The organism is Gracilibacillus halophilus YIM-C55.5 (genome assembly GCF_000359605.1).
Taxonomy (GTDB): Bacteria; Bacillota; Bacilli; order Bacillales; family Amphibacillaceae; genus Gracilibacillus; species Gracilibacillus halophilus.
The window spans coordinates 1-18,520 of the sequence record NZ_APML01000040.1 but is presented as its reverse complement, the minus strand read 5'-3'; the positions used below and the strand labels follow the sequence as shown (position 1 = coordinate 18,520).

Genomic DNA, 18,520 nt, shown 5'->3' with positions numbered 1-18,520 from the left:
GATAATGAGTCATAAGCGGATTCACTTCTATTTCGTGATGTCATATGATGAAAAGAAGATAAATATCGGTGAGGTGACAGCATGCGTAATAAGAAAAAAATTGCGATTATTGGTGGTGATGCTCGATATTTGCCACTTATTCATACTTTAAATAAAAATGATAGTGTAGATCTAGAATTAATCGGATTTGATCAAGTGGAACAAAGCTATACGGGTGTGAAACAACTGCGTATAAATGAACTCAGATTAGAGACATTAGATGCCGTGATTTTGCCTATAACAGGTATTGACGATCAAGGCATTGTCGAAACAGTATTTTCAAAAGAGACGATTTACTTAACGAAAGATTGGTTTGATCAATTGCCGAAACACTGTGAAGTATTTACAGGAATTGCGAATCAAACGTTAATCCAATATACTTCTGCTTCTCAACTGTCATTAAATAAGTTAATGGAACGAGATGATGTAGCCATTTACAATTCGATTCCAACAGCTGAAGGTGCAGTTATGCTTGCCATACAACATACTGACATCACGATTCATCAGTCCAATGTTTACGTTTTTGGTATGGGACGAGTGGGAGAAACATGTGCTACTGTGTTTAGTGGGCTTGGGGCAAATGTGTCCGTTATTTCTACCGATGAAAAAGACTTAGCAAGAGCATTTGAGAGAGGATGGACGTCTTATCATTTGAATGATGTTCATAAATATATTAATCAATGTGATGTATTGATTAATACCATACCAGCACATGTAGTGGATATCTCGATCATACAAGAAATGCAAGCACATGCGATAATTATTGACTTAGCTTCAAAACCGGGTGGGATTGATTTTGATTATGCGAAAACAAGAGGGATTCACGCGATTCATGCGCTCGGTTTACCAGGGTTAGTGGCACCGAAAACAGCAGGAGAAATATTAGCTCATTGTATTGAAAAAATTATTTTTTCCTCATGAAAGAGTAGCAAAACAGATGTCTAGGCATATACTGGGCATTAGCTGACAAACGAATAATCAAGTGAATGATCATCATCTTCATGAGGAGGTCTCACCATGGAGCTAAAAGGGAAACGAATTGGTTTCGGTTTAACAGGATCACATTGTACGTATGCAGATGTTTTTCCGCAGATTGAACGGCTTGTTGAAATGGGAGCGGAAGTAGTGCCGGTAGCTTCTTATACCTTTCAAACGACAGATACAAAGTTTGGGAAGGCTAGCGACCATATGGATTACGTACGAAAATTAACGGGTAAAGAGCCGGTCACTTCTATTGTTGATGCAGAACCATTAGGACCAAAAGCACCATTGGATTGTATGGTATTAGCGCCATTAACAGGAAACTCGATGAGTCGATTAGCTAATGCAATTACTGATTCAGCAGTACTTATGGCAACTAAAGCAACGATTCGCAATGGTAATCCTATCGTACTTGCTATTTCCACAAATGACGCACTTGGTTTAAATGGTGTGAATTTAATGAAACTAATGGCTACTAAGTTAATGTATTTTGTTCCTTATGGGCAAGACGATCCAGTAAAAAAACCGAATTCATTAGTAGCAGATATGACTTTCATTCCGCAAACCATTGAGCATGCGTTAGAATATAAACAAATTCAGCCAGTACTTATTGCAAGAAATAGCGAAATGTGATGAAATAATATAAGGATGCTCACGTTTATGTTAAAATAAATCTAGCAAAGAAAATGGAAGGGGACGAAACAAATGACACAACAAAGCTATAATGTAGCCGTAGTAGGTGCTACTGGAGCCGTAGGGGAGAAAATGCTTGAAACATTAGATAATAAAAACTTCCCGATAAAGGAACTACATCTATTATCTTCAAAACGCTCAGCAGGAAAAGAAATGGAATTTAAAGGTGAAACGTATGTCGTACAAGAAGCAACGCCTGAAAGCTTTGAAGGAATAGATATTGCACTATTTTCAGCTGGTGGATCTGTTTCTAAGAAGCTAGCACCTGAGGCTGTAAAGAAAGGTGCCGTTGTTGTAGATAATACGAGTGCATACCGAATGGATCCTGAAGTTCCGTTAGTTGTACCAGAAGTGAACGAATCAGATATTCAAACACATAACGGGATTATTGCTAATCCAAACTGCTCGACAATCCAAATGGTTGCATCATTAAAACCAATCCAAGATGAGTTTGGTTTATCACGTGTAATTGTGTCCACTTATCAAGCTGTATCTGGAGCAGGTACGGAGGCAGTAGAGGAACTACGTACACAATCACAAGCATTCTTAGACGGTGAAGATTTACATGCTGAATTACTACCGGTTTCAGGTGACAAACATCATTACCCAATTGCATTTAATGCATTGCCACAAATTGATACTTTTGAAGACAATGATTATACGTTTGAAGAAATGAAAATGATTAATGAAACGAAGAAAATTATGCATGACAATGAGATTAAAGTATCGGCAACGTGTGTACGTCTACCATTCTTCACTTCGCATGCAGAAAGTGTTTATGTTGAAGTTGACAAAACTGATGTTACGACTGACGAACTAAAACAAGTGATTGGTCAAGCGGATGGCGTTGAATTAGAGGACGATCCTGCTAATCAAGTCTATCCAACGCCATTAGCTTCTGCTGGAAGAAGCGAAGTTTTTGTTGGACGTATTCGTAAAGATTTAGATGTAGAAAATGGATATCATTTATGGGTTGTATCAGATAACTTATTAAAAGGAGCAGCGTGGAATTCTGTTCAAATTGCAGAATCCTTAATTAAAAATAACTGGCTCTAAACCAATTTGAGGTGGAAACCATTGTCCATATTGGTTCAAAAGTTCGGCGGTACTTCATTACAGGATAAAGAAACACGCCTGTATGCGATCGAACATGTGCAATCTGCAGTGCGTGAAGGGTATCAAGTCGTTGTCGTCGTTTCAGCGATGGGGCGATCCCCTTCTCCATATGCAACGGATTCATTGCTAGCATTACTAGGAGAGAGTAGGAAAATTTCGGAAAAAGAAGAGGATTTATTGTTGTCTTGTGGTGAAATTTTATCCTCTGTTGTGTTTTCAAATGAGCTGCAACACCAAAATCTACAATCTATTGCTATAACCGGAGCTAAAGCGGGAATGATAACAACGAACGACTTTACCAATGCCAAAATAAAAACGATACAGCAACATAACATTCAACAGTTATTGAAAGAGTATCAAGTTGTGGTTGTTGCTGGATTTCAGGGGCAAACGGAAGATGGCGAAGTGACAACGATAGGTAGAGGTGGTAGTGATACCTCTGCTGTTGCTTTAGGTGTCGCTTTGCAAGCAGACTATGTGGATATTTTCACAGATGTGGAAGGAATTATGACAGCTGATCCACAGATGGTGTCTTCAGCTCAGAAACGAACGGAAATGTCCTACACAGAAATATGTCATTTAGCATATCAAGGAGCAAAGGTGATTCATCCACGGGCAGTAGAACTGGCGATGCAGGAGAATTTACTTCTTCGGGTTCGATCGACGAAAAGTAATGATTTCGGTACATTGATTATCTCGGATGAGCATATGAAAAAGAAGTCCTATGATCGATTAATTACTGGAATTGCTTATATGAAAGACGTCGTTCAAATAAAAATTGAAGAAAGCAAAGAACCACAGCAAATTCATGTGAATGTGTTTCGGGCAATGGCTGAAGCAGGCATTTCTGTTGATTTTATCAATATTTCTCCAAATGGTGTTGTATATACGATCTTAAGCAAATACGAACAGCTCGCTGTTCGTATTTTAACACAATTAGATTTACGCCCAACAGTAAGAAGAAATTGTGCAAAAGTCTCGATCGTTGGGGCTGGTATGAGTGGTGTCCCTGGGGTGACATCAAAGATTGTACAATCATTAACGGATGAAAACATACCGATCCTTCAATCTGCAGATAGTCATACAACCATTTGGGTACTCATTGAACAACAGTATCTAGAAAAAGCCGTCAATGTTTTGCACCATACGTTTCGCTTAGATGAGTGATGACAATGCAAATTGGATGATTTGCTTGTGAAGAGAAACTACGATAGATTATAGGAAATAGAGGCATCGCGTTAGGCTTAGCGATGATAAGAAAGGAGATGGTGACATCATGGATTTTGGCCGACTTCTAACAGCGATGGTCACTCCATTTAATCAAGATAATCGCGTTGATTTCGATCAAACAACAACGCTTATCGAATATTTATTATCCCATGGCACCGATGGACTCGTTGTAGCTGGAACGACCGGTGAATCCCCGACATTAAGTCTACAGGAAAAGTTGGACTTATTTGAACATGTCGTAAAGATCGTAAATGGCAGAGTTCCAGTGATTGCTGGTACGGGAAGCAATAATACACAAGCATCGATTCAATTAACAAAGGAAGCTGAAGCAATTGGTGTTGATGGGGCGCTGTTAGTTTCACCTTATTATAATAAACCGAATCAAGACGGTTTATATCATCATTTTTCCACTATTGCCAAGGAAACGAATCTTCCCATCATGTTATATAATATCCCGTCACGTGCGGTTGTGAAGATGACAGTTGAAACCGTCGCAGCTCTAGCACAGATCGAAAATATTGTATCGGTAAAGGATTCCACTGGAGATCTTGATGGCATATCATCTTTATTGGAACAAGTTCCGGAAGATTTCACCGTTTATAGTGGTGATGACAGTTTAACACTTCCAATTCAATCGATTGGTGGTACAGGTGTCGTTTCTGTCTCTTCACATATCATCGGTAATCAAATGAAAGAAATGATTTCGTTATTTGAACAGGGAAATGTGGCGAAAGCTGCCCACAAACATCGTCAACTGTTACCTGTGATGAAAGCCTTGTTTATGGCACCATCTCCTTCACCGGTAAAAGCAGCACTTGCCTACAAGGATATAGATGTAGGTTCAGTTCGCTTGCCACTTGTACCACTGTCACCATTTGAAGAGCAAAACTTATATCGTTTAATTGATCAGTATAGCTAAGGGACTGTCCCAAACGTCATATTTATATTGACGATTGGGTACAGCCCTCTTTTTATTTTAATGAAGTAAATATACCTCTTTACGATCTTGTTCGAACGTATGAAATCACAAGGTAACGATCATACTAAGTGAACAACGATTGTGAAAGGGGAGTTTTTTATGGATAAAAATCCTTCAGAGTCTACAGATAATGAAGCACAGGCATCCAAGCTTGTAGAAAAAATTCAGCAGCTCGGTCAATCCAACTTACCAAAGGCACCAGATTCGAATATTCATGTATTGTCTATTATTGGGCAAATTGAAGGACATGTTCAATTGCCGCCACAAAACAAAACAACGAAATACGAGCACTTAATTCCACAAATCGTGGCCATCGAGCAAAATCCTAAAATCGAAGGTCTTGTTGTTATTTTAAACACAGTGGGAGGTGATGTGGAAGCAGGGTTAGCATTAGCAGAAATGATTGCCTCATTATCTATACCTACTGTTTCCGTTGTATTGGGCGGTGGACATTCGATTGGTGTACCTATTGCTGTATCCACCGATTATTCATTTATCGCGCCATCAGCTACAATGACCATCCATCCGATTCGATTAAATGGGTTAGTCGTTGGAGTGCCACAAACATTTGAATATATTGATAAAATGCAGGATCGCGTGATTCATTTCGTTAGGGACCATTCCAATATTGAAGAGGAAACTTTTAAAGATTTGATGTTTGCAAAAGGAAACCTTACGCGAGATATTGGTACGAATGTAGTCGGTGAAGATGCAGTTGAAAATGGATTGATTAATGAAGTGGGTGGTGTCAGTGGTGCAATGAAGAAACTGAATCAATATATCGAAGAACAAAAAGATGATGAAAAAGGAGATGATGTGCATTGATTTTGTATACTCCTTTAGCACAAGAAGATATTTATCAAGCTTCTTCATCTGATTATCAAAAACAGTCAGTTGTACAAGTTCAAGAAAAAAGTTGTGCTGTGGAACGATTAGAAAATGGCGATTTACGTTTAGTTCAATTACTCTCTACAGATCCAAATGATTTCCTTAATGAACAATTTTTACCGGGAACAATTGTAAAGCCAGATAATGATTATGGAAAGGATGTTCGTCCTTCCTAGCTAAATATGCTATAATGGAAATAGATCAACGATTGAATTGTCTAAATGACCCTTGCCGATATGGCAGGGGTAGCTTCGTTATGACATAAACAAGTATGCTATGAATCTAGCATGTAGAGGTGAAAGAAATGGCAAAAAAGAAAAAAAGAAGAAAGAAACAGTCATTACGAAATAAGATAAAGTTGGAGTTACTCGGCATTCTATTTATTTTTCTCGCGATTTTTAGTAGTGGAGCCTCTATGATCAGTGATGGAGCAATTTCTTCACTTTTAGAAAACATATTTCGCTTATTATTCGGTCAATGGTATTTTGTAATACCGATCTTCTTTGTATTTATTGGTGTATACGTCATGATCAAAAGAAAATGGCCACAATTGTTGACTCGAAAATGGTACAGTACATACATGATTTTACTGGGTTTATTGGTATACACACATGTTGATTTATTTATGGATCTTTTTGATATGAACAACGATCCATCCATTATCAATCAATCTTTTAATTTTTATACCGGTTATTTAGATGGTGAACGTGATACAGTTTATCTTGGCGGAGGAATGGTTGGTGCTGTCTTGTTTGCAATTTTTAGCTTTCTATTTTCCAGTTATGGGGCATTATTTGTTTCCTTTTTCATGATTGGTGTCGGTATCATTACGTTCACCAATGTGTCAGTGGGTGAATTGTTGCAGAAAGCATACCAAAAACTAAAAAATGGGTTAAGTAACCAAATGGAAAAAGTAAAAGCTTGGCGAGAATCGAAAAAACAGCGCCAAAAAGAAGCAGAGATAACCAATCAACAAGAACCAGTTATTGAGACCAACCAACAGCAGGAAGAAGAATTCCCAGCAATTGCTTATGCACAGGATGAATCTTCCGTAATTGACGATACAGAACAAGAGAAAACATATGATCGTAGTGAAGTCGAACCTACGGATGAACCAGTTGAAATGGAACAAGAAGATGCTTCCATCGAAACTTTACCGATGACTGAGCATGAAAATATCGATTATCAACTACCAACGATGAATATGCTTGAAGCACCAAAAAATCCCGTCAATCAACAAGATAAGTCATTTATTCAACAAATTGTAAGAAAACTCGAAAAAACGTTTCAAAGTTTCGGTGTTAAAGCGAGAGTAACGAAAGTGCATGTAGGACCATCTGTGACAAAATATGAAGTATATCCAGAAGCTGGGGTCAAGGTGAGTAAGATCGTCAATTTACATGATGATTTGGCTTTGGCGCTCGCAGCGAAAGAAATTCGGATTGAGGCGCCAATACCTGGAAAATCGGCTGTAGGCATTGAGGTGCCAAATGAGGAAACAGCCATGGTGTCTTTAAGAGAAGTCTTAGAATCGAAGAAAAACAATCAGTCGAACAAGCTCTCGTTCGCATTAGGCAAAGACATTTCTGGTGAACCAATCATGGCAGAATTGAACAAAATGCCACACTTACTCGTAGCCGGTGCTACAGGAAGTGGTAAAAGTGTTTGTATTAATGGAATTATTACGAGCATATTAATGCGATCAAAACCTCATGAAGTGAAATTGATGATGATTGATCCGAAGAAAGTAGAATTAAATGTATATAATGGGATTCCGCACTTATTATCGCCTGTGGTTACGGAGCCAAAAAAAGCATCTCGTGCACTAAAAAAAGTCGTTAGTGAAATGGAGCGCAGATATGACCTTTTCTCCGAAACAGCAACGCGTAATATTGAAAGTTATAATGAGTATATATCGCGATATAATCAAGACACGGGTGAAAATCAGCCTCATTTACCGTATATTGTAGTGATCGTCGATGAGTTGGCAGATTTAATGATGGTAGCTTCGAATGAAGTAGAAGATGCGATTACACGACTAGCTCAAATGGCGCGGGCGGCAGGCATCCACTTAGTCATTGCTACCCAACGTCCGTCTGTCGATGTGATTACTGGTGTGATTAAAGCAAATATTCCATCACGTATTGCCTTTAGCGTATCATCACAAACAGATTCGCGAACAATTTTAGATGCTGGTGGGGCGGAAAAACTACTTGGTAAAGGCGATATGCTGTTTATCCCTGTTGGCTTATCGAAACCAGTTCGGATTCAAGGTGCATTTTTATCTGATACGGAAGTTGAAACAATCGTTGACTTTTGTATTGAACAGCAGAAAGCTCAGTACCAAGAAGAAATGATTCCTGAAGAAGAGAGTGAAACGGTTCAAGAAGTCGATGATGAATTATATGATGATGCTGTTCAACTCGTACTTGAAATGCAAAGTGCAAGTGTATCTATGATCCAAAGACGTTTTCGGGTTGGTTATACAAGAGCGGCTCGGCTCATTGATGCGATGGAGGATCACGGAATTGTTGGGCCTTATGAAGGGTCTAAACCAAGAAATGTATTAGTAAGTCAAGTAGAGGAACAAACAACGACAAATAGTTCTTAGAAAAAAATCTTTATAAATTGTGAGAAAAGTGTTATATTTAGTAGTAATAATAATTTATATAAGGAATGGTTGGGGGACTATGTTATCAAACATGGAAAACGCTTCGGTGCTAGATGTTGTTCATGAAATCAGAGATTTAATTAAACGTGGTTTTTATCAAGAAAGAGAAAAATTACCTACATTGTATGAATTGGCTACTCGTTTCGGCGTGACTCGTGGCATCGTGCGTGATGCGATCGAAATCTTAGAAGAAGAAAATGTCCTTGTTGATCGACCGGGTGTTGGTACGTTTGTCAATAAGCAGCCTATTCTCTCATCGGGAATCGAGGAATTAGGTAGTGTGACTGAAATGATCGAAAAATCAGGGAAACTACCTGGTGTGCAATATATATCGGCTGAGATTGTTGAGCCAACAGAAGAAGACATGAACCGATTTGATCCGCTTTCGATTCGTCATTTGGCTCAGCTGGAACGCTTGCGCACAGCGGATGGTGAACCTGTCGTATATGCGATTGATAAAGTCGATCATCATTTACTACCACTTGAATTGATCCATTCTCAGGAGTCCATTTTTAACGCTTTGAAACGATATGCGAAAATTGAAATTGACTATGCAGTGGCTTATATAGAGCCGATTGGATATCACGAGCGAATTTCACCGATGTTAAATTGCCAACCGGATCAAGCCATTTTATTATTGAAACAAATTCACTACACGAAAGATCATACACCTGTCTTATATTCAGCCAATTATTTTCGTGCAGATGTTTTTAGTTTTTATGTGCTCCGTAAGCGAATGAGTTAAACAACAACTTTAGATATGTCATAATTGAATCAAGAATTGGAGATCTGGTAAACGTACTAGATCTCTTTTTATCTGATCGCACAGATCAAGAATATTTGCGGATAAATCAGATAAAATATACTAAGTTCTTATTTTAACGATCGTTTAATAAAAAATATGAAAAAGGAGCTTGATGATGAGAGAAAATGTAGAAGAAGTCATATCAAAACAAGGGTATGATATCCACTTGTTACATACGAAGAAATTTAAGACGATACATATTGCTTTTAAATTTGTTACCAATTTGTCGCGTGATTCGATTACAAAACGGGCATTACTTCCATATGTATTGCAACAAGGGACACAGAATTATCCAACTGCGATAGCACTCAGGCAACAACTGGATGAATTATATGGTGCCGTTTTGCATATGGACAGTAGCAAAAAAGGGGAAAATCACATCATAACGGTTCGTTTAGAAATGGCTAATGAGCAATATATCTCAAGCCAAACATCATTATTGGATCAAGCGATTCAACTATTAGAAGAAATTCTTTATCGACCGAAATTAGAGGGAAATGGATTTGATCCTCAACAAGTAGAACGGGAAAAACAAACGCTACAAAGCAAAATGACAGCATTAACTGAGGATAAAATGTCATTTGCTAATACAAGAATGATTGAGGAAATGTGTGAATCAGAGCCTTATCAATTACGTGTGCATGGATATCGTGAAGACCTTGAAGAAATCAATGGTGAAAGTTTATATCAGTATTATCAAAAAATGTTGCAAGAAGATCGACTTGATGTGTTTGCGATAGGGGATATCGATGAATTAGATGTTATGGATAAAATAAATCAAATGATCCAAAGGAACACGCAGCAACAACTGACACAACCAACAACACAACAACAGATTGAATCGTCACAAACCATTATTGAAACAGATCAAGTACAACAAGCCAAACTACATTTTGGCTATCGTACAGGTATTACTTATGATGATAAGAAATACCCTGCTTTACATGTATTTAATGGATTGTTTGGTGGATTTCCGAGTTCCAAATTGTTTTTAAATGTACGTGAAAAACACAGTCTCGCTTATTATGCAGCGTCCCGTGTGGAAAGTCATAAAGGGTTATTATTTGTATTTAGTGGAATCGCTCCAGATCAATATGACCGCGCACGTAGTATTATTTTAGAGCAAATGGAGCAAATGCGTACTGGTGATTTTACCGAGCAAGATATACAAGAAACAAAAGACATGTTAGTGAATCAATTGAAAGAAACTTTAGATAACCCGCAAGGTATGATGGAGTTGCATTATCAACAAGTGCTTGGTAATAGCCAGCGCTCACCAGAACAGTTCATTCAAGAAGTGCAACAAGTGACCAAACAAGAGGTCACGGATGTGGCGAAACAAATCCAGCTCGATACGGTATATTTACTTACAAGTGAGGATGGTGATTCAAATGAAGCGTCATAATTACGAGCAATTGAATGAAACCATATATAGTGATCAGTTAAGTAATGGTTTGAGAGTTCACATTTTACCTAAGCCAGAAATGACGAAAGCTTATGCTATTTTTACAACGAATTATGGATCGATTGATCAGTCTTTTGTACCGATTAAACAATCAGAATCGATCACAGTTCCAGACGGCATTGCGCACTTTTTAGAACATAAAATGTTTGAAAAAGAAGATCGAGATGTATTTCAGGATTTTTCAAAGCGTGGAGCATCAGCGAATGCGTATACGTCATTTACAAAAACTGCCTATTTATTTTCAGCTACAGCTGAAGTGAAAGAAAATTTACGTACATTACTCAATTTTGTGCAAGATCCTTATTTCTCAGAGGAGTCTGTTGAGAAGGAAAAAGGAATCATTGAGCAAGAAATTCAGATGTATAATGACCAACCGGATTGGCGCGCTTTTTTCGGGACGATTAAAAGCATGTATCAATATCATCCGGTTCAAATCGATATTGCGGGAACGGTGGATTCGATTCAAAATATTACAAAAGATGATTTGTATACTTGTTATCACACCTTTTATCATCCGTCTAATATGGTGTTATTTATTGCTGGCAATGTTGATCCTGAAGAAATCGGAGCATTTGTGAGAGAAAATCAAGAGAACAAAAATTTTGAACCTGCAGAACCATTAAAGCGACAATTCCCTAGTGAACCGAAAGCAGTTGCTGAAAAAGAAAAACGTATCGATATGCCAGTAGCTGTTCCGAAAGCATTAGTAGGATTAAAAGAAACAGACTTACCAGAAGATCCGAAAGAATTTGTAAAAAAAGAATGGTTTATCGATATGATCCTTGATTATTTATTCTCTAAAAGTGGTATCGAGTATAAAAAATTGTATGAAGAAGGTTTGATTGATCAATCCTTTAGTTATGAGAACCATTTAGAACGCAATTTTGGTTTTACGATTATTGGTGGTAATACGGAAGATCCAGAAGGGTTAGCAGAAAATATTCAACATAGTTTGTTGCGTTTGAAAGAACAAAAATTGGATGAGGAAAGTTTCCAGCGTTTACAGCGCAAAAAGCTCGGTCAGACATTACGTGCGATGAATTCATTAGAGTTTATGGCCAACCAATATACGCATTATGACATGCTAGGGGTTGACTTCTTTGAGACTATCCAATGGTTAGAAGATCTACATTATCAAGAATTAAATCAATTTTTACATGATTGGATCGATGAAAGTCGAATCGCTACTTGTATCGTTCAATCCAATCAATCTTGAGGTATTGTTATGAGCAAAAAATGTTTGATTGTAGGAGCTAGTGGTGACATAGGTTCAGCAATTGCAAAACAACTGGCTGATTTAGATTATCAGCTAATTTTGCATTATTGTCACCATTTTGAAGCCATTTCTGATTTGAAAACATTGATCTCAGATGATGCGATATATGATGTGATTCAAGCTGATTTAGCAACAAAAGAAGGTTTAACTTCATTTTTATTAGAATTACCGGTAGATATTGATCATATTGTGTTTGCTAGTGGGACCTCTTACTTTGGTCTATTTCAAGAGATGCATGATATGGATATGGATCACATCCTTCATTTGCATTTAACATCACCTTGGAAAATTACGAAGCATCTATTGCCTCATATGATACAGCGAAAATTTGGTGCCATTATTTTGATCAGTTCGATATGGGGTGAATTCGGAGCGAGTTGTGAGGTTGCTTATTCATCAGTAAAAGGTGGTCAGGATAGTTTTGTCAAAGCTTTAGCAAAAGAAGTCGGGCCAAGTGGCATTCGTGTAAATGGTGTCAGCCCAGGATTCATTCAGACAAAAATGAATCGACATTTATTAGATGAAGAAAAGAATGCGTTGCATGCTGAAATCCCGTTGCAACGAAGTGGGACACCAGATGAAGTCGCTCATATTGTTTCTTTTCTTTTGAGCGAGAAGTCCAGTTATATACAAGGTGAAATAGTTCGCGTCCAAGGTGGTTGGATGTAAAAATTCCTCGAAGCATGCATAAAATCATTTTTTGTTCGCAAGATATAAATGTATGCTGACAAAGGAGGAATGAACGATGTCTGTATTAGACAACTTTGATTCATGGAAAGATTTTTTAGGCGATCGCTACATGACGCACAAGGTAATGGTATTAGTAATCAGGCGATTTCAGAATTGGCTTATGATATTGGGAATTACTTATCAACACAAGTCGAAGCCCAGAATAATGAAGAGGCAATATTGCGTGACTTATGGAATGCAGCTGATCAAAAAGAACAACATGCCATCGCAAATATTATGGTCAAGCTCGTTCAAAATGAAGGTACAAAATAACGATGACAAAAGACCCTATAGAGTGAACCTCAACTTTATAGGGTTCTTTTCATTTTCCAAAATGAAATACATTAGATAGGTGAGAAGGTTCTTTATTTAATGTTAAAATCAACAAATGCATACCGCCGTTGATATACGCTTCTTTTTTCAACACATCAAATGACCCAGAACTACGGTGTTACAATGTTTCATTGGGGAGACCATTCTCTTATGTTATATGGAAAAATATAGTTATCGTTAATGATGTTTGTCACTTTTTTATGTAGTCGATAGATTCCCCTTTTCATATATGACATTTTGAGATATGATTAATGTGAGTCATAATTTGGATATAGAATGTGATCTTTACAATATATGATAAATGATTGATGGATGGTGTTACATATATGGGAATCGGTGAAAGACTTAAACAAGAACGTGAATTAAAAGAATTATCACTTGATGATATCCAGAAGGAAACGAAGATTCAAACGAGATACTTATATGCCATTGAACAAGAAAATTTTAAAGCGATGCCTGGTAATTTCTATGTTCGTGCATTTATTAAAGAGTATGCAACAGTTCTTGGGCTGGATCCAAGTGAATTAATGGAGGAATATCAACAAGATTTGCCATTTGAGCAAGAAGAGCAAGTCGAGATGTCCCGAGTAAATAGTAGTAAAAAAAATAAAATCACAACAAAAGTACCAGCCATCTTTTCACTCTTACCTTCAATTATCGTTGTTGTTCTCATCATTGGTGTAGTGGCAGTCATATGGTTGTTTAGTCAAGGGTTTTTTACGGATGACAATACAAACCAAGAGGCGCCTGTTGAATCTGAAAATAATTCAGCCGATGAAGTAGAGTTGCCACCAGAGCAAGAAGAAACAAATGCTTCAGATGACGAGGGAGCGAACGAAGAATCCAGTGAAGAAACCAATCAGCCAGAAGACACCAATGAGTCAAATGAAGAATCCACTCAACAAGATGAGAATCAAGAAGAAGAGCCAAGCACCACCGTTACACTCAATCAATCAGAAGATACAACTCACAACTATACGGTAGAATCATCAGCAGAAGAATTACAGTTATCGGTCACTTCTAATAGTCGAAATTGGCTTGAAATCTATGATGGTAATGGTGAGCAACTATATTTTGATAATTTAACAGCTGAAGCGAGTCCATTCGAAACCAGTATTACGGATCTTGAGTCTTTAGCATTCAGTTTTGGAGCTCCAGAAGAATTATCGATTATGATCAATGATATGGCAGTTGAATTGCCAGAGGATATTAATCCAAACCAACCACAGAATATTAATATAAACATTCAGCATCAATAGTGCTCATACCAAACGTGAAACAGTACAAAGATGTTTATATTATCAATAAAGTCTAAAAAATCTTGGTGTTCTGTCTCCCTCTTTCATATAAAAAAGAAGAGGGGGTTCTTTTTGCCTTGACTTCTTATGTTTAGTATGATGACTTTACTTTCTACAGAAGAATAATTGAATTGAAGGAGTGGAATGTAATGAATGTACCAAATCGAATCACTATATCTCGAATTTTACTTATTCCTATTTTTATTTTACTACTGTCATATCCGTTTAACTGGGGGACGGTAACATTATTTGATCAATCATTGCCCGTAGCTCAATTGATGGCTGTCATTTTATTTGCTGTTGCTTCTGCGACAGACTGGGTTGACGGGTATTATGCGAGGAAATACAATTTAGTAACCAATTTGGGCAAATTTTTAGATCCTATGGCTGATAAATTACTTGTATCCGCTGCATTTATTTTATTGATCCAATTAGAACTAGCACCTGCTTGGGCTGTTATTGTAATCATCAGTCGGGAATTTGCAGTAACAGGTTTACGATTAGTAGCTGCTGGTGAAGGGGTAGTGATGGCAGCTGGTCAAATGGGAAAATTAAAAACGGTGTTGCAAATCTTAGCGATCATTACTCTTTTACTTCATAATATTCCATTTGCGTTTATCCATGTACCAGTTGCGAATATATTACTTTATGCTGCTGTACTTGTAACGATTATCTCTGGCGTTGAATATTTTGTAAAAAACTGGCATGTTATGGAGGACTCAAAATAATGAAAAACGTCAAAGCCGAAATCATTTCTGTTGGTACAGAACTTTTACTTGGTCAAATTGTGAATTCGAATGCGGCATGGATGTCAAAAAAACTTGCAAATATTGGGGTGTCTGTCTATTACCATACAGTAGTTGGTGATAACTTACAACGCTTACGAGATGTGTTTGAATTAGCGGCTGATCGGTCAGACGTCGTGTTCGTTACCGGTGGACTTGGTCCGACAGAAGATGATCTAACAAGGGAAGCTTTTGAACAAGTTTCAGGTCTGAAAGTTGTAGAAGATGAAAATATATTGCAGCATATCGCTGATTTTTTTAAGAAGCGAAACATGCAAATGACGCCCAATAATCGAAAACAAGCGCATGTTTTTGAAGGATCAAAAATATTTGATAATCAAGTAGGGATTGCACCAGGGATACAAGTGGAATATAACGATGTACAATGGTTGTTTATGCCTGGGGTTCCAAGAGAAATGCAAGCTATCATGGACAATAAGATATTACCGTTTGTCGCTGAGTATTATTCATTGGATGCTATTATACAGTCGAGGGTGCTTCGCTTTATTGGTATAGGTGAATCGCAGTTAGAACATCAATTACAAGACATGATTTCTGAACAAACGAATCCAACGATCGCTCCTCTTGCCACAGAAGGAGAGGTGTCCATTCGCTTAACAGCAAAAGCATTCAATCCAAAAGAAGCAGATCAATTAATTGATGAAGTCGAAGATCGTATCATGGGTAGCGTCGGCGATTATTTTTATGGTTATAATGATACATCGATTGATCAAAAAGTATTTGATTTATTACAAAAGAAACACTTAACGATTGCATCTGCGGAAAGTTTTACTGCAGGAGGCTTTGCTTCAAAACTTGCAGCAAGAAGTGGGGCATCAAGTATCTTTCATGGTAGTGCAGTTGTCTATCAGCCAGAATCAAAACAAAAGGTATTAGGCGTATCCAAACGAGTCATTGATGATGATGGTACGGTTAGTCAAGCATGTGCTGAAGACATGGCGATACAAGTGAGAGATGTTTATCAATCGGATGTAGGTATTAGTTTTACAGGTGTAGCAGGACCGAATCCATCAGAAGGGAAAGAAGTAGGAACTGTATTTATTTCGATTGCTACAAAACAAAATGTCGCCACTCATAAATTTTTGTTCCATGGAGATCGTGAAGCGATTCAAACGAGAAGTATAAAGAAAGGATACGCATTACTTTATCAGATGTTGCAATGAAAATCGTCATTATAGATGGAATAAAAAAGCATTTTCACTCGTTTTCCCCTGAGTGAATGCTTTTTCTTTTATAAAAAGTAGATTTTTCCTTGATTTCTTATGAAAATAAGGGAACGTTTATTCGTAAAATGCTTGTAGAATTGAACAAAACATTGTAAGATAGTAATAGAATAAAAGAGGAGGTATTTCATTGAGTGATCGAAAACAAGCACTAGATATGGCGCTCAAACAAATTGAAAAACAATTTGGCAAGGGCTCAATTATGAAACTGGGAGAGCAAACCGAGCAAAAAGTAGCGACTGTATCGAGTGGCTCCATAGCTATAGATACTGCGCTTGGTGTCGGTGGATATCCAAGAGGCCGCGTAGTAGAGATTTATGGACCGGAATCATCTGGTAAAACAACTGTTTCATTGCATGCAATTGCTGAAGCCCAAAAGTCTGGAGGACAAGCAGCATTTATTGACGCCGAGCATGGTATGTCTTGTTTCTAAACGAAAGTAGAGTAGAAATACTCTATCAAGTTAGAGGAACAGTAATTTACTGTTCTAATTGTATATCTGATATGTTTGGTGAAAGTCCAAATCAAAGACGCTGGTAAACGTCTTTGCCCTAATACCCCGACGTGCAAGAATAAGGTGCTTTATTGTTGTACGAAGTTCGGAGAGGGCGGCGAAATATTGTATGTTTTACAAGTTTAGTAGCCGGGGGTCTAAGTACACTCCTATGATGAGTAACGTGTGTGTATGCACTGGAACGAATCCACGAAGGTACAGCTCGTAAGGCGTTAAATTATTTCAGTCTTAGACATGGTATTCGTGCTTATCATGGCTAAATACAGCACAGTGCTGTTTATTTCATTCGTTTTTTTACCAATAAGCGGATGAATGACTGACGGGCTAGAGTGGGCATCTAAGGGAGTGGAGAAGGATAGGATATACGGTACAAGAGAACCTTCCCCGTGAATGCAAAAGGAGCATCACCTAATGTCACGAAATGGTAGGAAATGACCATTAAAGGGAAGGGGCAGCAGCCCGTAGTAGTAAGGAAGCTTTTGTAATGAAAGTGGAGCGAAGGGGCATAGTCAAGTGAAGACAAGCCATACGATATAGCTATCATTTTTTCATGTTTTATAAACGGCTTTCTTCTTTGATGGAACGCCGTGTGCGTGGAAACGCGCATGCACGGTGTGAGGCGGGGGAAAATAGCTCCTAACAGTCATGCTGAGGATGACTATTACCTATCGCCATCGTTGGATCCCGCTTATGCAAAAAAATTAGGCGTGGATGTAGATGAGTTGTTGCTTTCTCAACCTGATACAGGTGAGCAGGCTTTAGAGATTGCTGAGGCATTGGTTCGAAGTGGTGCAGTTGATATGGTTGTCATTGACTCCGTTGCAGCGCTAGTACCAAAAGCTGAGATTGAAGGTGAGATGGGAGACTCTCACGTAGGTTTACAAGCTCGCCTTATGTCTCAAGCATTAAGAAAACTGTCAGGATCGATTAATAAATCAAAAACGACAGCTATCTTTATTAATCAAATCCGTGAAAAAGTCGGCGTTATGTTTGGAAGCCCTGAAACAACCCCAGGTGGTCGAGCATTGAAATTCTATTCATCTGTTCGCTTGGAGGTTAGACGTGCTGAAACGTTAAAAATAGGTAACGATATGGTAGGGAATAAAACAAGAGTAAAAATTGTTAAAAATAAGGTAGCACCTCCATTTAAACAGGCAGAAGTCGATATTATGTACGGAGAAGGCATTTCTAAAGAAGGCGAATTATTAGATATTGGTACGAGCTAGATATCGTGATGAAAAGTGGCGCATGGTATTCCTACAATAAAGAACGTCTTGGGCAAGGAAGAGAAAATGCGAAACAATTTTTAAAAGAAAATCCACAGGTAGCTCAAGAAATTCATGATGCAATTCGTGCACATTATGGCTTGACAGATTCACCAGAAGATGACGACGAAACTGACGATCAAGGTGAAAAACAAGAAACGCTTGATGACTTAAAATAATAGTCTAAAGAACTGCTTCTTTTCCGTTTA

General features: G+C 37.9%; 15 protein-coding genes and 3 pseudogenes. All 18 read left to right on the top strand.

What is annotated here, in order from left to right:
* The first annotated feature begins 81 nt into the window (after positions 1-81).
* Entirely contained in the window at positions 82-960 is an 879-nt protein-coding gene (gene dpaA / locus J416_RS09695; protein ID WP_003469789.1) for a dipicolinic acid synthetase subunit A, read from the top strand.
* A 96-nt stretch (positions 961-1,056) separates the two neighbouring features.
* Positions 1,057-1,653 (top strand): dipicolinate synthase subunit B, encoded by a 597-nt coding sequence (locus tag J416_RS09690; protein ID WP_003469786.1) that lies wholly within the window; start codon positions 1,057-1,059, stop codon positions 1,651-1,653.
* A gap of 72 nt (positions 1,654-1,725) precedes the next feature.
* A complete protein-coding gene (locus J416_RS09685) occupies positions 1,726-2,769 on the top strand; it encodes an aspartate-semialdehyde dehydrogenase (RefSeq protein WP_003469783.1) in 1,044 nt (347 codons plus the stop codon).
* Between the two features lie 21 nt (positions 2,770-2,790).
* The gene (gene dapG / locus J416_RS09680; protein WP_003469780.1) at positions 2,791-3,996 is read left to right on the top strand and encodes an aspartate kinase; all 1,206 of its coding nucleotides are present in this window, start codon (positions 2,791-2,793) and stop codon (positions 3,994-3,996) included.
* 109 nt (positions 3,997-4,105) lie between these two features.
* Positions 4,106-4,978, top strand: coding sequence for a 4-hydroxy-tetrahydrodipicolinate synthase (gene dapA, locus J416_RS09675; RefSeq protein WP_003469778.1), 873 nt, complete (start codon positions 4,106-4,108; stop codon positions 4,976-4,978).
* 159 nt (positions 4,979-5,137) lie between these two features.
* Positions 5,138-5,863, top strand: a complete 726-nt coding sequence (locus tag J416_RS09670) for a ClpP family protease (protein ID WP_003469777.1) — start codon at positions 5,138-5,140, stop codon at positions 5,861-5,863.
* Positions 5,860-6,102, top strand: coding sequence for a YlzJ-like family protein (locus J416_RS09665; protein WP_003469775.1), 243 nt, complete (start codon positions 5,860-5,862; stop codon positions 6,100-6,102). The genes J416_RS09670 and J416_RS09665 overlap by 4 nt, the downstream gene beginning before the upstream one ends.
* A gap of 128 nt (positions 6,103-6,230) precedes the next feature.
* Positions 6,231-8,537 carry an FtsK/SpoIIIE family DNA translocase gene (locus J416_RS09660; RefSeq protein WP_003469773.1) on the top strand — a complete coding sequence of 769 codons (2,307 nt, stop codon included), beginning with the start codon at positions 6,231-6,233 and terminating at the stop codon, positions 8,535-8,537.
* A gap of 79 nt (positions 8,538-8,616) precedes the next feature.
* On the top strand, positions 8,617-9,342 hold the full coding sequence (locus tag J416_RS09655) for a GntR family transcriptional regulator (RefSeq protein WP_003469772.1): 726 nt from the start codon (positions 8,617-8,619) through the stop codon (positions 9,340-9,342).
* 175 nt (positions 9,343-9,517) lie between these two features.
* Entirely contained in the window at positions 9,518-10,807 is a 1,290-nt protein-coding gene (yfmF, locus tag J416_RS09650) for an EF-P 5-aminopentanol modification-associated protein YfmF (RefSeq protein WP_003469771.1), read from the top strand.
* Positions 10,794-12,083 carry an EF-P 5-aminopentanol modification-associated protein YfmH gene (yfmH, locus tag J416_RS09645; protein ID WP_003469770.1) on the top strand — a complete coding sequence of 430 codons (1,290 nt, stop codon included), beginning with the start codon at positions 10,794-10,796 and terminating at the stop codon, positions 12,081-12,083. The genes yfmF and yfmH overlap by 14 nt, the downstream gene beginning before the upstream one ends.
* A 9-nt stretch (positions 12,084-12,092) precedes the next feature.
* Positions 12,093-12,812 (top strand): elongation factor P 5-aminopentanone reductase, encoded by a 720-nt coding sequence (gene ymfI, locus J416_RS09640; protein WP_003469769.1) that lies wholly within the window; start codon positions 12,093-12,095, stop codon positions 12,810-12,812.
* 76 nt (positions 12,813-12,888) lie between these two features.
* Positions 12,889-13,145: pseudogene (locus J416_RS09635) on the top strand (DUF3243 family protein).
* A 386-nt stretch (positions 13,146-13,531) separates the two neighbouring features.
* A complete protein-coding gene (locus J416_RS09630; RefSeq protein ID WP_003469763.1) occupies positions 13,532-14,464 on the top strand; it encodes a helix-turn-helix domain-containing protein in 933 nt (310 codons plus the stop codon).
* A gap of 188 nt (positions 14,465-14,652) precedes the next feature.
* Positions 14,653-15,231: a CDP-diacylglycerol--glycerol-3-phosphate 3-phosphatidyltransferase gene (gene pgsA / locus J416_RS09625; RefSeq protein WP_003469760.1), complete on the top strand. Its 579-nt coding sequence runs from the start codon at positions 14,653-14,655 to the stop codon at positions 15,229-15,231.
* On the top strand, positions 15,231-16,472 hold the full coding sequence (locus J416_RS09620; RefSeq protein WP_003469757.1) for a competence/damage-inducible protein A: 1,242 nt from the start codon (positions 15,231-15,233) through the stop codon (positions 16,470-16,472). The genes pgsA and J416_RS09620 overlap by 1 nt, the downstream gene beginning before the upstream one ends.
* A gap of 190 nt (positions 16,473-16,662) precedes the next feature.
* Positions 16,663-16,953 (top strand): annotated as a pseudogene (locus J416_RS09615) (recombinase RecA); the annotation flags it as partial.
* 767 nt (positions 16,954-17,720) lie between these two features.
* A pseudogene (gene recA / locus J416_RS09610) lies at positions 17,721-18,490 on the top strand (recombinase RecA); the annotation flags it as partial.
* Between the last annotated feature and the right edge of the window lie 30 nt (positions 18,491-18,520).

What these genes read in the sequence shown, in the direction of transcription:
- J416_RS09670 (WP_003469777.1), top strand. Translation starts at nt 5,138, where the DNA reads ATGGATAAAAATCCTTCAGAGTCTACAGATAATGAAGCACAGGCATCC.
- J416_RS09690 (WP_003469786.1), top strand. Translation starts at nt 1,057, where the DNA reads ATGGAGCTAAAAGGGAAACGAATTGGTTTCGGTTTAACAGGATCACAT.
- J416_RS09630 (WP_003469763.1), top strand. Translation starts at nt 13,532, where the DNA reads ATGGGAATCGGTGAAAGACTTAAACAAGAACGTGAATTAAAAGAATTA.
- J416_RS09655 (WP_003469772.1), top strand. Translation starts at nt 8,617, where the DNA reads ATGTTATCAAACATGGAAAACGCTTCGGTGCTAGATGTTGTTCATGAA.
- J416_RS09685 (WP_003469783.1), top strand. Translation starts at nt 1,726, where the DNA reads ATGACACAACAAAGCTATAATGTAGCCGTAGTAGGTGCTACTGGAGCC.
- ymfI (WP_003469769.1), top strand. Translation starts at nt 12,093, where the DNA reads ATGAGCAAAAAATGTTTGATTGTAGGAGCTAGTGGTGACATAGGTTCA.
- dapA (WP_003469778.1), top strand. Translation starts at nt 4,106, where the DNA reads ATGGATTTTGGCCGACTTCTAACAGCGATGGTCACTCCATTTAATCAA.
- yfmH (WP_003469770.1), top strand. Translation starts at nt 10,794, where the DNA reads ATGAAGCGTCATAATTACGAGCAATTGAATGAAACCATATATAGTGAT.
- J416_RS09620 (WP_003469757.1), top strand. Translation starts at nt 15,231, where the DNA reads ATGAAAAACGTCAAAGCCGAAATCATTTCTGTTGGTACAGAACTTTTA.
- J416_RS09660 (WP_003469773.1), top strand. Translation starts at nt 6,231, where the DNA reads ATGGCAAAAAAGAAAAAAAGAAGAAAGAAACAGTCATTACGAAATAAG.
- yfmF (WP_003469771.1), top strand. Translation starts at nt 9,518, where the DNA reads ATGAGAGAAAATGTAGAAGAAGTCATATCAAAACAAGGGTATGATATC.
- dpaA (WP_003469789.1), top strand. Translation starts at nt 82, where the DNA reads ATGCGTAATAAGAAAAAAATTGCGATTATTGGTGGTGATGCTCGATAT.
- pgsA (WP_003469760.1), top strand. Translation starts at nt 14,653, where the DNA reads ATGAATGTACCAAATCGAATCACTATATCTCGAATTTTACTTATTCCT.